Below are 16013 nucleotides of genomic sequence, written 5' to 3' on the forward strand. Positions count from 1 at the left end.
CTCAGCATATCCCGTATCATACCGACATTGAAACGCGACATTGAAATACTCGCCAAGTTATTGATTGATCATCATAAAAGGAAAACACAGTGCTACAGGCGCAGCCAACTCTCGAACAAATACCTACCCTCACCAACAAACAAAACCGTGCCTTAAAGAGCCTGACGATTATGGGTTACCTAGAAGGCACCTCTTTTTTGTTATTACTCTTCATTGCCATGCCACTAAAGTACATGATGGGCATCCCAGAAGCTGTCAAATATATCGGCATGGCACACGGTGTATTGTTCATCGCCTATATCCTGATACTGCTGGGCGCAGCCACCAAAATCAAAATGCCTATCTGGGCTATGCCCGCAGGCGTGCTCGGCTCCTTTTTACCTTTTGGGCCGTTTATATTCGATCATCTATTAAAAAAGAGTTTGAAGAAACGCTAGTGGCTCAAAAAGCAGGCTATTAACAGTCTATCTCTCCATTTTATCACTTCACTATTTTAAATAGTTCCAGTTATCTAGGATGTGTCCTCAATTCAATCGATAGTCATCTAAATGGGCTAAAAATGAGGACACGCCCTAAGCTACCGCAAAAAAACTCATTACACGACACCTGTTGTCGTTTCATTGTACATTAAGCATTGTTTAGTCCTTCTACTTTGACTACAGTAAACCCATACCCCTGATATGGTTTTTACTTAAAGAATGGAATGATAATGCCAAAACCTAGCAACCCCTATACCGACAATAGCTTCGCCTCCTCCGACCTCAAGACTATCTTGCACTCTAAACGCGCCAATATCTACTATCTCTCCCATTGCCGGGTCATGCAAAAGGATGGGCGCGTGTTATATCTCACCGAAGACGACAAAGCCAATCTGTATTACAACATTCCTATCGCTAATACTACTTCTATCTTGCTCGGTACGGGAACCTCCATTACTCAAGCGGCGATGCGTTTGCTCTCGCAAGCTGGCGTGTTGGTTGGGTTTTGTGGCGGCGGCGGTATGCCCCTGTTTATGGGTACGGAGCGTGAGGTCTATGTCGAGTGGATGACCCCGCAAAGCGAGTATCGACCAACAGAATATATCCAAGGTTGGATGAGCTGGTGGTGGGATGATGACAAGCGCCTCGCCGCTGCCAAGCAGTTGCAAATAGCTCGCGTTGCTTATCTGCAAGCGGTATGGGGTAAAGACAGTGATTTTAAGCGTTGGGGGTTTGATAGCAATATCGAGATGGTACAAAAATTGCTCAGTAATAATATTCAGCAAATCGATAAGCAAACCGAGGTCATGCACTTATTACAACTGGAAGCACGCTTGACCAAACAGTTATATAAATTGGCAGCTAAAAACACGGGCTACGATGGTTTTACTCGTGAGCATGACGGTATCGACAAAGCCAATGGGTTTCTTAACCATGGCAACTATCTGGCTTATGGACTTGGCGCGACGACCGCATGGACGCTGGGTATTCCGCATGGCTTTGCGGTGATGCATGGTAAGACCCGTCGCGGAGCTCTGGTGTTTGATATTGCAGATATTATCAAAGATGCCTTGGTACTGCCCTTGGCCTTTATCTGCGCTAGCGAAAACATGAGCGAGCAAGAGTTTCGCCAAGAGTGCATCAATATGTTTACTAAACACAAAGCTTTGGATTATCAGTTTGAGGTGGTAAAGCAGTTGGCGATGACTAAAAAATGGGAGGCGTAAATGATTGTCACTTTTGTCTCCCAGTGTGAGAAAAAATCACTCAAGCGCACTCGCAGAATTTTGGATGCCTTTGCCAATCGCATTGGTGACAATGTCTGGCAGACGGCGATTACAGAAGACGGACTAAAAATGGTTAAGCAGCTACTACGCAAATCAGCGACCAAGTCAACGGCGGTAAGCTGTCATCGTAATAAAACTCGCCAGCTTACTGAACTGGTATGGATAGTGGGCAATAAACGTCAGTTTAATGAGGTTGGGGTGGTTCCTGTTAATTGGACTAATAACGAGGTTTTTATGGATTTACCGATAACAACGGCTGATATTCTAGCCAATACAAATGAGCAGCCATTAAGCCAGCATCTTTTTGCTGTTGGCTATCTTGGTTATAAGATTATTGAAAAAATGCAAATCAGTAATCCAAAGCTTGCTCAAGCAACATTGATAGCCGGTATTTTGCATGATATTGGAAAATTAGACCCGCAATTTCAAGGCTGGTTAAAAACCAAGATCGGTAAAGAGCCATCAGACACATCAGATGAGGTATTGCCTGATCTACCTGACGATGGCGTCCATATTGATAATAGTATTCGAGGTCATACCAAATTTACCTTTGAAAAACATCCTCGTCATCATGAGATTTCTTGGCTACTAGCACAATCTATCTTACCTACTGACGCACTAAACACAAATCAGCGCGATCAAGTGTTTCACGGCATCTATTGGCATCATACGCGCCCCTATCGTAAAGACGACAAATTTTTTATGCAGGCAAAAGGCATTCATAAATTATTTGTAAAATCCCTGAAATCTGAATCTATAAATAAGATTATGGATGAGTTATCAGCAGTCCTTAATGATGTTGCTCAAATCAGTGCGAACTATACTGATGTTAATTTTGATAATCTAATACCAAAGTGGAACAAGGATTTTGCGCTCACTCAAGAGGACTTACCATGCTATAAAGTATACGATGAACTTGCTGAAGACATTGATGAATTTACTATAGATATCAAACCTAACGCTTTAAACAACTTAATCCGTACAGCGGTCATCAGTGCAGATAGAATTGTATCTGCCATGCCCGCTGAAGACTTAGCAGACTATATCAAAGAAGGTACTTTAGAACAGGCTATAGACAATATCCTTATTGAAGACAGTGACTTATGTCGTAAAATCAATGCGTGTCTTGCAGGTTTTGACAGTCGTTATCCAAACAGTGACCGTAACCTTGCTCAGACTCAAGCTGCTAGCCAACTAGCTGAGCTAAAAGAGATTGCTGAGTTTGATGAGGCGGACAACATCGGTGTGCTACAAGGTCCCGCTGGCTGCGGTAAAACTAAAATTGCATTGGAATGGGCAAGTCGAACCAATGCTAATAAAATCATTTGGGTTTGTCCTCGGGTGCAGGTTTGCTTAGGACTCTTAACTGACTTAACCCAAGCTGAGTATTTACCTAACAGCCGTATCGAAATATTTACAGGAGAATATAAAAAAATCTTAACTAATGGCATGAGTATGAATGATACGCCTGACACTAGCGAGAGTGACTACTTTAGTGGGGATATCGTACTAACAACGATAGATCAGGTGATTAATAATATTATCTCCCACCATAAAGTCACCACTCAAATGACAGACTTTATGCAAGCGCATGTAATATTTGATGAGTTTCATGAATTGATTCCCATGCCTGCTTTTAATCTCTTATTTGCAGAGTTAATAGAAGCGAAAAAGTGTCGCGGTGCTAACGCCAATACCTTACTCGTATCAGCGACGCCTCATGACTATTTTGTCAATGAAGTGCTTAATATCGACAACGCCTATGTCGTGCGAGTCGATAGCTTTAATGAGTCAGACTACAAGTTGGATTTTGTCAGCTACGATGAAACTGAACATCCAAACCCGCTGGTCAATGACGCTATCGAAGTAGACAAAACAACTTTCATTATTACTAATACCGCGCAAGATGCCCAGCTTGGCTTTTTACTGCACCAGAACAACGAGAACAATATCTTACTTCATTCCAAATATACTCGTACTGATAAAGTACATTGGTTTAACCAAGTATTTGACAGTTTCAAGGAAAAGGGCAGCCAAAAGTACAAAGTATTGCGCAGTGGACCTATTGTTCAAGCGTCACTCAATATCACGTGCCAGCAGATGTATACGGATATGACCAGTCCTGAAAATTGGTTACAGCGCTTAGGCCGATTGGATCGCTTTGGTGAGAATAATGAATTAAATATCTATACGACCGTGATTCCTGAGAGCGCAAAAAAGGGTAAACAAAGTAGTCGGCAAGCAAAGTTTTTAGCCAGTCTTTGCGTTTGGAATAGTAGTGTTGCCTGGCTAAACTATCTACAAGACTACTTAGATGACAACAATCTTGATACCGTCACTCTAAACGAGCTTTATCAGGTTTATCAAAAATTCTATACAGATGAGGATTGCCGAGACAAAGTCACGGAGGATATGGAAAAAGCATTAAAGCAAAGTGTGAGTTTAATCAATGCCAAAGTCATTGATCCTATCAGTGTACCACCTAAGTCTAAGCGCTCTAAAGACGGCGCTGCTAAGATATCTAAAAGTTCGTTACGAGGCAATAATCGATTTGTTCAAATGGCAGTCTGTCATGTGGATGATGAGCTAAACCCAACATTTACTAATGAGTATGCTTATGATGAACATACTGATCACAGTACGGTCAGTATTGGATTAACTGAGTCTGTTGAGCGTGTTCGAGGGTACGGTGACAGTGCCAAAGACTTAGTCGGTTTTATGCAAGCCAAACACCACAATATAAAAGAAGATGCTAACAAAGCTTATAAAGACTTTATGCTGTTAGCAGAAGCCCGATCCCCTGATCACCCTCTTTATCTGAGCTATACGCCTGAGGACTTAGAACCCATTGGCGGAGAACGAGAACGTCATCAATACGCGATGTATTACGTGATGACAGCCAAACAACCTGTTGGCACAGTACCTATTAATAAATTAACTAACCCAACCTCAGTGGATGACTGAGAAATAAACTCTAGGAGAGAACAATGAACAAAGTAACTGGTATTAAAAGCGTTGATTTCAAAGTAAAAGCATTTGGTCATGGTGTTGTTAACTGGAATGGACCGACAACATTGAGTAGTGAGGGTCGTACCGTTGATAATCACACTTTACCCAAATTACGTGGTTACACCAATTTAACGGGAAAAATCAAGGATGAAACAGGCTATAAATATAAAAAAGAAGCAACTGATATCAACTTTAAAGAAACGCCTTTATACATCAGTCAAAACTGTATCCGTCATCACCTTTTTCGTGATCAGGCTTTTGACTTACACTTCGCAGGCGAAAAAAGTCTAGATAAGGTAATCGCATCCATTACAGGTTTGATCCGTGGGTATGTAGTTCCTGCCAGTCAATGCAAACGTACCAGTCCTTTGTTGCTTGAAGATTTTGTTGATCAGCTAGGTAATGGTAACTTTGAGCAGTTTGGACAAGCCGGTGAACGTGATAGCTCATCGTTCTTTTCTAAAACAACTTTTGGTGATACTGAATACTTGTCTTTCGGTTCAATCAGTATTGAGCAGCTACAATTTATCTCACTGGACAATAAATTTGATCGCGCAGCGATGATTATCAAAGACAATCAAGGTGACACTATCGCCGAACAAGTACAAGGTTTTATTAAATCACTGTCACCGGACAGAGAGCCAAAAGCTACTTTTCATCACAACTATGTTAGAAAAGGCACTATTTATAATGAGGGTGAAACTGGCATTTTACTTGATCAAGTTGCTATAGATATTTTAGTCAATACTACATTAGAGCTAATAAAAGAGCTTTCTATACGCCAAGCTAAAAGCTATATGTATGTCGATAGTGTTGAGGTAGATTATAACGATAGCAACAAAATGATGCGTATCAAGCGCAGTCCTGATGAAGCCAATAACACTCCTAGTATGGATTACGCTATTTACTTTGAAGCCAATAACGATGAATAGGAAGTCTTATGAGAATCATTATCGACTATGAAGCGTCATGGCGAAATTCGTTTTTAGATGGTAGCAATGACGAAGCATTACCCAAGAGGGGACGCAACTATGTTGCGTCCATGACTGAGCTTAAAAAGCCTGAAAACTATCATAATAGATCAGTCAGTAAAAATACAGTTTTAGGCATACTAAGTCGCCTCATAGGCGATCAGCGTAAGCTCTATCAAGCCAGAAAAAGTGAGCATTTTTACTTTTCAGATATTGAGAATGCTATCAGCTTTAAGGATACACCAACAGTAATAAACCGCGAGATCGCCTATCTTCGTAATATGAAAGGTAGTACAGATCAAAACTCATTTACGGGAATGATTAAAGTGAACGACCCAATATTTCAGTCTGATTATTCAAACGAGTTTTGGGGTGTCTTATCGCTTGATATTGACGAGCTTTGCGACTTTATTATTGATAACACCTTAATAAAGAGTACTTTGCCGCTTGATCCTATTTCTATCATGAACCGCCTTGATGATATTAAAAAAGTCAAACCTGTTGAACCTGAAGGACGTATTAAACAAGCTTCCGATCAGCTATCTTCATTGTTTGAGAAATATAAACCACTCAATAAGAAAGAACAGCAACTGATCCTACCCATGTATTGCTCTGCCTTGTATTTACAGCTACAGCGGTTAGAAGAAAGATATGATATGAGTAGTGCAAAAACTAAAGCAGGCGGCATCAGCGGCATATCTAATAATGGCTTTACCCCTAAAGATTTTATGAAAACCTATGTCACAGGTGGCAAAAAGCTGATTTATGGTAATCCATTCATTCGCGAAGAGTTTGTAAAGGGTGAAGGCAAGATCAAGCACGCTCTAACCAAAGCCAGTGGACAGCTTGAAATCACATTAGATATTGACGATGCAAAAGCTAAAGAGCTTAAAAGAATGATTGACGATGCAGGTGTATCGTCATTTTATTTAGGCAAGAAAGGCTTGGCGTATGTTTCAGATATTCGTTTACGTTAGGGAGTAATAAATGAACTACTATCAAGAAGTTACGCTGATAGACGGTGATAAAAAGCTGTACGAATTGTGGAGCGATGTTTATAACCAAATACACATTGCTTTAGCGGAAGCAAAAAATAAGCATGATATAAATACTATTGGTGTCAGTTTCCCAAGTTATCGCTATGAAGAAAAAGGCGATAAAGTATTTGCTACGTTAGGTGATAAACTACGTGTCTTCGCTCAAAGCCAAAAGGATTTAGAGACTCTAGATCTCGATAAATGGCTGGAGCGATTGACGGACTATGTGCATGTGAAGCGCATCAATGAGGTTGGTGACAAAGCCAAAGGGCACGTTGTGATCAGACGCTACCGCCATAAAAACGTGCTCAAGCAGGCTGAAGCATTCGCTGAGCACAAAGGAATTACGCTGGAGGCGGCACTGATACACTGCGCCAAACACAAACAGGATAACAAACCGTATCCGTATATCAACTTAAGGAGTATCAGCAACAATCAACCCTACGCATTATCTATCATTCAAGAAATGACAGATAATGAGACTCAAGGGTCGTTTAACAGCTATGGCATTAACAATGCGGCAGATAAGGTTACTGTGCCCCATTGGTAAGCTACTTATAAGGTAATGACGAATTACCCAAAAATTGGGACAAAAAACCCTTTTTTTGAGCTATTTAAAAACTTGTAATAAAATCAATCAGTTACATTAGGGCGAAAAACGGAGGGTAAAATAGGGTGTTTTACTCTCCACGCCTTGTTGTAATTGAGTTTTTTGAGGTATAATTCCTCTTCCTCACCGCATAGGTGACTTAGAAATAATTATTTAACTGATTGGCTAGGCTTAACATCTTCCTCACCGCATAGGTGACTTAGAAATTTGAAATATTCCAAATAGCAGAGCTAGCAAGCTTCCTCACCGCATAGGTGACTTAGAAATGTGCTTGCATTATCGTAAAAATTACTATAAACTTCCTCACCGCATAGGTGACTTAGAAAGATTTAAGGTACTGATAGCCCTTGAACGAACCCTTCCTCACCGCATAGGTGACTTAGAAATGTCAACGGTGAGATAGCGGTTATTGATGCGCCTTCCTCACCGCATAGGTGACTTAGAAAGAAACTATCTTCACTTGATGACAAATCAGTTTCTTCCTCACCGCATAGGTGACTTAGAAAAATCTCAATACAACCCTCAAGGCGACTCTCGCCTTCCTCACCGCATAGGTGACTTAGAAATTTGTTGGTGCTGCTTAATTGATTGCTTAATTCTTCCTCACCGCATAGGTGACTTAGAAATGTAATCATATATTTAGCGTATTAATTGCATTCTTCCTCACCGCATAGGTGACTTAGAAACAAACCTTACTAGGGACTGCTTACTCTATGCCCTTCCTCACCGCATAGGTGACTTAGAAAATTTATTATGTTGACGTTATAAACCTCATAGCCTTCCTCACCGCATAGGTGACTTAGAAATAGCTCAACATGGTCATAAGAGGCGTACAGAGCTTCCTCACCGCATAGGTGACTTAGAAAACAAGGAGGTGCTGTCAAAAGCGCTAAGCTGTCTTCCTCACCGCATAGGTGACTTAGAAAATTATTAGTGTTTTGCGAAATAAGGAAGTTGTCTTCCTCACCGCATAGGTGACTTAGAAACACACACCTTGTTATTAATATCCAAGCCAGCACTTCCTCACCGCATAGGTGACTTAGAAAATTATTTAGCTTGCCTGTCATTTCTTTAACGACTTCCTCACCGCATAGGTGACTTAGAAATTAAGGTGGCGCGTGAATTTGATATGTATGAACTTCCTCACCGCATAGGTGACTTAGAAACTCTTTTAAAACCCTAAAACATTCAGGTAGCCCTTCCTCACCGCATAGGTGACTTAGAAATTGATGGTGGTATCTCAAGTGTGTCAGGTTCACTTCCTCACCGCATAGGTGACTTAGAAAACCACACCCAGCCCCAGCCAGCAATGCCAATACTTCCTCACCGCATAGGTGACTTAGAAATTACCGAGCGAATGGTAGCCATGAAGTTGTTACTTCCTCACCGCATAGGTGACTTAGAAAGCTGTAGACTGCCCAACCTCCTTAGTGATGGCCTTCCTCACCGCATAGGTGACTTAGAAAACTGCATACTACACTTAACCTGCAAGGGTTGCCTTCCTCACCGCATAGGTGACTTAGAAATGTATTAAGCGATTGACCGCCAATATTGTTAGCTTCCTCACCGCATAGGTGACTTAGAAATGCGTATCAACGATTGAGCCGTAGTAGGCGACCTTCCTCACCGCATAGGTGACTTAGAAACACACAATGCAGTCGTCGCTGATGCCTGCCACCTTCCTCACCGCATAGGTGACTTAGAAAAGCATACGATTATCGCCCACCCCAACCAATGCCTTCCTCACCGCATAGGTGACTTAGAAAAATGATGTAGCGCTACTTTCTTTTGATAGTTCCTTCCTCACCGCATAGGTGACTTAGAAAACATACCGTTAATTGCTTATGTCTGTATTATACTTCCTCACCGCATAGGTGACTTAGAAATTAAGTATTCTAAAGGTATGGTTGCTGTATCCCTTCCTCACCGCATAGGTGACTTAGAAAGATATCGTGCGTATGAGCTTTTTGAACATCTCCTTCCTCACCGCATAGGTGACTTAGAAATTAAGAATGCCATCATCAGTAGAGCGGTTATTCTTCCTCACCGCATAGGTGACTTAGAAATGAGCCACTATTATTAACGGAGCAGCTATTGACTTCCTCACCGCATAGGTGACTTAGAAATTTAGTCCTTCTCTTTCAATTATTGCATTACTCTTCCTCACCGCATAGGTGACTTAGAAAGTTCTCCTTTGGCGTTACAGTTATGCCACCCTCTTCCTCACCGCATAGGTGACTTAGAAATGAGATTAACCATGTTAGCCCTGTGACATTAGCTTCCTCACCGCATAGGTGACTTAGAAAAACGAGGTGTTCTTTGGGAACAGACCTCTACCCTTCCTCACCGCATAGGTGACTTAGAAAAATCTTTGGCGCACTAGGAGGCATGTTGACGCCTTCCTCACCGCATAGGTGACTTAGAAATTTGCACTAATAATCGCAACTTACGCTCTTTACTTCCTCACCGCATAGGTGACTTAGAAAAGTATTTTAAGTACAAGTGGCTCAAATCAATTCTTCCTCACCGCATAGGTGACTTAGAAATATCTTTAGTGTGCAGGGTGATTTGGCATTGCCTTCCTCACCGCATAGGTGACTTAGAAAATATATCAGAGCGCAAACTTCAATACGACGATCTTCCTCACCGCATAGGTGACTTAGAAATTTTGACTTGATAGATTTTAGCAAGTGTGACGCTTCCTCACCGCATAGGTGACTTAGAAATTAACTATAGGTTTCTCATCAAAAGTGTCAGTCTTCCTCACCGCATAGGTGACTTAGAAATGTACGTCTTAGACTCATACCGACTGCTTGCTCTTCCTCACCGCATAGGTGACTTAGAAATACCCACAATGACGTTTTCGCGCCAGCCAGTGCTTCCTCACCGCATAGGTGACTTAGAAAACAGGTTTATACATGGGCGATGTTGATGCTCGCTTCCTCACCGCATAGGTGACTTAGAAAAGACCATCGAAGAAAACGCACAACTTACTGCGCTTCATCACCGCATAGGTGACTTAGAAATAAATTAATAGATGGGCTTGGAGCATAAACCCCTTCATCACCGCATAGGTGACTTAGAAAAACGCACACAAGCACCGTTGCTCATATCTGTTCTTCATCACCGCATAGGTGACTTAGAAATTACGCATAAATGCGATTATATGATTTAACAACTTCATCACAGCATAGGTGACTTAGAAATCGACATTGTTATAGCTGCTTGATGTACGCTCCTTCATCACCGCATAGGTGACTTAGAAAATGAGATTTGCCTGGCGGTAGCATTGTCTGCCTTCATCACCGCATAGGTGACTTAGAAAACTTTTTGACCGAAGTTGCAGCAGACGGCTCACTTCATCACCGCATAGGTGACTTAGAAATGCTGTTGGTGTTACATACAGAACCACATCATCTTCATCACCGCATAGGTGACTTAGAAATGCTGTTGGTGTTACATACAGAACCACATCATCTTCATCACCGCATAGGTGACTTAGAAAAAGTGCATTGGTATCAACTGGATAGCCGTTTACTTCATCACCGCATAGGTGACTTAGAAAATCTACTTCACCATCATAAAAACCATGCAACTCTTCATCACCGCATAGGTGACTTAGAAATTTCAGATAAACCGTGCAGTTCTTAGACTCATCTTCATCACCGCATAGGTGACTTAGAAAGCCGAGAGAATGGCTATGGTTTATGGGGTGGACTTCATCACCGCATAGGTGACTTAGAAAAACTGGAAAGAATCGCTAATCGAGCGCAAAGACTTCATCACCGCATAGGTGACTTAGAAAAATAACAGATAATCCCTTGATATAAGCAAAGACTTCATCACCGCATAGGTGACTTAGAAAGAAGGCCACTGGTTCGATTCCAGTCGGGCGCACTTCATCACCGCATAGGTGACTTAGAAATCATTAGACCCTTTGTTGTATTCTGCATCATCCTTCATCACCGCATAGGTGACTTAGAAATCAATGCAGCGTTGTACTCTCTTATGAGTGCTCTTCATCACCGCATAGGTGACTTAGAAAGGTTCGTTCAAGGGCTATCAGTACCTCAAATCCTTCATCACCGCATAGGTGACTTAGAAATCAATGATGAAGATAAGTACATTGATCATAATCTTCATCACCGCATAGGTGACTTAGAAATTCAAAGAAATCATGGTTTTAATTATTTATATCTTCATCACCGCATAGGTGACTTAGAAATATGGTGGATGTTCCAAAAGTAACAGAAGCAACTTCATCACCGCATAGGTGACTTAGAAAAGTAACTTCATTAGAGGTGTCAGTAACAGAATCTTCATCACCGCATAGGTGACTTAGAAATGCTTGCCAATTAACAATGTCACCCTCATAAACTTCATCACCGCATAGGTGACTTAGAAAATATCTCAAGGGCTACCTTCCTAACCTCAATACTTCATCACCGCATAGGTGACTTAGAAAATAACTAAGTCATCAGCACGACTATAGCCATCCTTCATCACCGCATAGGTGACTTAGAAACTCACCGAACGGAACAACCTCGCCAAGTTTAACTTCATCACCGCATAGGTGACTTAGAAAATTGATTAGGTTTACGATAGTCGTTTGGGTCACTTCATCACCGCATAGGTGACTTAGAAATTCCTTTTGTGATTGGGCGTTCCCTGTTTGTGCTTCATCACCGCATAGGTGACTTAGAAATACACCATCATTACCACCAAAACCGCCAGAGTCTTCATCACCGCATAGGTGACTTAGAAATTACCCCGGAAGAGCTGTACATCCTCCTCAAGCTTCATCACCGCATAGGTGACTTAGAAAACAATCTTAGGATTGTGGTTTTTTATTGCAACCTTCATCACCGCATAGGTGACTTAGAAATATTGATTAAGGGCAATAAAACATACTCTAAACTTCATCACCGCATAGGTGACTTAGAAATAATAAGCGCAAATTTACTATTTCAGATAGGGCTTCATCACCGCATAGGTGACTTAGAAATGATAATAAGGACGTAAATAATAACAGCAATGCTTCATCACCGCATAGGTGACTTAGAAATAGTGTTTGTGGCGTCGGCTTTATGGGCGTAGCTTCATCACCGCATAGGTGACTTAGAAATAGATTGCGATAACCTCTGGAATGAACGCCAACTTCATCACCGCATAGGTGACTTAGAAATGAGCCGACATCTTCGTAGTAGTACGTTAAGTCTTCATCACCGCATAGGTGACTTAGAAAAAATCGTGACCGCAACAGGTGTCGCTTACATGCTTCATCACCGCATAGGTGACTTAGAAAATTGCGTAATAGCGTAACCATACCTTTACCGTCTTCATCACCGCATAGGTGACTTAGAAATTAACTTCGTAGGTCATGTATTTTTTCGGGTTCTTCATCACCGCATAGGTGACTTAGAAAGTCTGCTGCTATTTCTGTCAAAAAGTGGACTGCTTCATCACCGCATAGGTGACTTAGAAATCGACTTCATCAACTGGTGTGCCACCTTGTTTTCTTCATCACCGCATAGGTGACTTAGAAATCTATGCCTAGCACACTTACTGCCTCGTACAACTTCATCACCGCATAGGTGACTTAGAAAAGTCTGAGGTGTCGTAACCCATACCTACTGACCTTCATCACCGCATAGGTGACTTAGAAATTTATCAAGATATAACCATCTTTATTGCAGATCTTCATCACCGCATAGGTGACTTAGAAATAAGTGTGGACAGTCGATGGGCGCTCATAATACTTCATCACCGCATAGGTGACTTAGAAATCTTCCGCTTCACTTGCGCGACTCTACGCCCTCTTCATCACCGCATAGGTGACTTAGAAACTAGCTATTCTAAAAAAACTACCTATAAATGTCTTCATCACCGCATAGGTGACTTAGAAATTTTTGCCAGCTACCAGTACCGCTTTCGATTACTTCATCACCGCATAGGTGACTTAGAAATATGCACATCCAACTGCATAGGTGTCAACAGCCTTCATCACCGCATAGGTGACTTAGAAAAAACGATTAACGACACTGACCATGATTACAGCCTTCATCACCGCATAGGTGACTTAGAAATACACCATCATTACCACCAAAACCGCCAGAGTCTTCATCACCGCATAGGTGACTTAGAAACACCATACAAAATAGTCGCAGGTGGTTGCCGTCTTCATCACCGCATAGGTGACTTAGAAATGCATTGACGGCGCATGCCCATCATTTGCATGCTTCATCACCGCATAGGTGACTTAGAAATTAATGCGTGTATTTAGCGTGTCGTAATCAACCTTCATCACCGCATAGGTGACTTAGAAAAAAGTAGTAGCGACAGTAATGACCAGACTATCCTTCATCACCGCATAGGTGACTTAGAAATTAAAGATACTGGCAACTCAACGCAGATTGAACTTCATCACCGCATAGGTGACTTAGAAATTGTGCTATGAGTGCAGCACTGGTCGTTATCACTTCATCACCGCATAGGTGACTTAGAAATTATCAGCAACAGCGCACAGATATGAGAGCTACTTCATCACCGCATAGGTGACTTAGAAAAAGGAGCTTGACGCACACGCAAAGCAATACAGCTTCATCACCGCATAGGTGACTTAGAAATTTTTCATAGCCACGATAAAGCTTGCCGTTTTCTTCATCACCGCATAGGTGACTTAGAAAATGAGGAACCTAGCAAAGCAGAACAAAGCTGACTTCATCACCGCATAGGTGACTTAGAAACTCGCTCATATCGCCCTCACTCTGCAGATACTCTTCATCACCGCATAGGTGACTTAGAAATGATAACCACTGCATACGGTTTTTAGATAACGCTTCATCACCGCATAGGTGACTTAGAAATCAACGGCTTTCAGTGGGTAATGCGCGCAGATCTTCATCACCGCATAGGTGACTTAGAAAGGCATTGGCAGCCACTCGAATATCAAAATCAACTTCATCACCGCATAGGTGACTTAGAAAGTTACGGTTTTTTGCCACGATAACTTCAACAACTTCATCACCGCATAGGTGACTTAGAAATCGTCATTACCTGCTGCACTACCTGCGTTTACCTTCATCACCGCATAGGTGACTTAGAAAATAAAAATGAGATACACGCCCTTGACTTAAGCCTTCATCACCGCATAGGTGACTTAGAAAACTATCACCGAACGCCTGACGCAATAGCTTTTCTTCATCACCGCATAGGTGACTTAGAAAATGACTTATCCGAATGATGCAATTACAAATCCCTTCATCACCGCATAGGTGACTTAGAAAGCCCAGCAGAGCGCAGCCAGTGACCAGCAAAACTTCATCACCGCATAGGTGACTTAGAAAGTAGAGGTTTGGGCGATTGCATTAACCGACCTCTTCATCACCGCATAGGTGACTTAGAAAATTATATTGAGATAACACGCGCCGCTTTTGTGCTTCATCACCGCATAGGTGACTTAGAAACACGCACTAACACGCGCCACCATACAAGCGGGCTTCATCACCGCATAGGTGACTTAGAAAATTGAATGAAGTCAGCTTGCCGGTGTTGTCTGCTTCATCACCGCATAGGTGACTTAGAAATACCAAAAGGCAGGGCTTTATCTAGTTTTTGCCTTCATCACCGCATAGGTGACTTAGAAAAACTACTTGCCCATAGACCTGCTCAAACGTTTTCTTCATCACCGCATAGGTGACTTAGAAATGTGAGTGCCCCATGTCCGTTTGTTTCATCTCCTTCATCACCGCATAGGTGACTTAGAAAATGATAAGCACATTCAGCATTAGCAGCATCAGCTTCATCACCGCATAGGTGACTTAGAAACATCAGAAGCGGATACCTTATCGAGCATTGATCTTCATCACCGCATAGGTGACTTAGAAAAAAATCACTGGTCATAAAAAACTAGAGACATTACTTCATCACCGCATAGGTGACTTAGAAACGTATAAACTCCCATAAATTGTAGGGTATTCCCTTCATCACCGCATAGGTGACTTAGAAATTCCTCCGCTGCGAGTTGTGCATCGAGCATATCTTCATCACCGCATAGGTGACTTAGAAATTACGCAAGTCTGCCTCAAAGTGGTCATTGTTCTTCATCACCGCATAGGTGACTTAGAAATACAGCCACTATTCTACTAACACATTGTATTACTTCATCACCGCATAGGTGACTTAGCAATGTCGCAAAAAGACTGACAAAGCGCTAAGATTTTTACATCGAAAAGAGTTAGTCAGCATAAAAAACCAGACAGCCTAGGCCATCTGGTTATCAAGTAACATCAAATATCTATCTACCAACAGTAAGCTGTCCCCCAGAAAAGCTGATGCATCCATCACAAAACCAAGATTTTTGTTGTCTTGCATGGGGGATATCTGCTGGCACATCGAGTTGATAAGGACGACCGCAATACTCGCAATGTATATCACCCAAATAAACCTGGCATTTTGCAAGCGTAGCAAACAACTCATCAGACCTTATATTGTAATCGTAGCAAAGTATCTTTAGATGAGCGATATAGTCATTGGGTGATACATACGACCAATACTGATGGCACAAACGCTTTGCTTCATCATCTAGGCTTGAGTCGAACACAAAATTTACACACATGATA

General features: G+C 41.8%; 7 protein-coding genes and 1 CRISPR repeat array. Of the genes, 6 read left to right on the forward strand and 1 reads right to left on the reverse strand.

Annotated features, from left to right (window positions below; genetic code table 11):
- Window positions 1-89 precede the first annotated feature (89 nt).
- The 6 genes from JMY01_RS09795 to cas6f all read left to right on the forward strand — a co-directional run bounded on the left by JMY01_RS09795 (window position 90) and on the right by cas6f (window position 7332).
- On the forward strand, window positions 90-437 hold the full coding sequence (locus JMY01_RS09795; protein ID WP_201575407.1) for a DUF3817 domain-containing protein: 348 nt from the start codon (window positions 90-92) through the stop codon (window positions 435-437).
- A 272-nt stretch (window positions 438-709) separates the two neighbouring features.
- A complete protein-coding gene (gene cas1f, locus JMY01_RS09800) occupies window positions 710-1705 on the forward strand; it encodes a type I-F CRISPR-associated endonuclease Cas1f (RefSeq protein ID WP_201575409.1) in 996 nt (331 codons plus the stop codon).
- Window positions 1706-4729 (forward strand): CRISPR-associated endonuclease Cas3'', encoded by a 3024-nt coding sequence (locus tag JMY01_RS09805; RefSeq protein WP_201575410.1) that lies wholly within the window; start codon window positions 1706-1708, stop codon window positions 4727-4729.
- Window positions 4730-4752: 23 nt separating this feature from the next.
- The gene (cas7fv, locus tag JMY01_RS09810) at window positions 4753-5706 is read left to right on the forward strand and encodes a type I-Fv CRISPR-associated protein Cas7fv (protein WP_201575411.1); all 954 of its coding nucleotides are present in this window, start codon (window positions 4753-4755) and stop codon (window positions 5704-5706) included.
- Between the two features lie 110 nt (window positions 5707-5816).
- On the forward strand, window positions 5817-6722 hold the full coding sequence (cas5fv, locus tag JMY01_RS09815; RefSeq protein WP_265089870.1) for a type I-Fv CRISPR-associated protein Cas5fv: 906 nt from the start codon (window positions 5817-5819) through the stop codon (window positions 6720-6722).
- A 10-nt stretch (window positions 6723-6732) separates the two neighbouring features.
- Window positions 6733-7332: a type I-F CRISPR-associated endoribonuclease Cas6/Csy4 gene (gene cas6f / locus JMY01_RS09820; protein ID WP_201575413.1), complete on the forward strand. Its 600-nt coding sequence runs from the start codon at window positions 6733-6735 to the stop codon at window positions 7330-7332.
- 178 nt (window positions 7333-7510) lie between these two features.
- Window positions 7511-15580: direct repeats of the CRISPR family, unit length 28 nt; unit sequence CTTCATCACCGCATAGGTGACTTAGAAA.
- Window positions 15581-15688: 108 nt separating this feature from the next.
- On the opposite strand, the gene JMY01_RS09825 is transcribed toward cas6f, so the two are convergent.
- Window positions 15689-16009, reverse strand: a complete 321-nt coding sequence (locus JMY01_RS09825) for a hypothetical protein (RefSeq protein WP_201575414.1) — start codon at window positions 16007-16009, stop codon at window positions 15689-15691.
- Between the last annotated feature and the right edge of the window lie 4 nt (window positions 16010-16013).

The sequence above is a fragment of the Psychrobacter sp. H8-1 genome (assembly GCF_904846575.1).
Classification (GTDB): Bacteria; Pseudomonadota; Gammaproteobacteria; order Pseudomonadales; family Moraxellaceae; genus Psychrobacter; species Psychrobacter fulvigenes.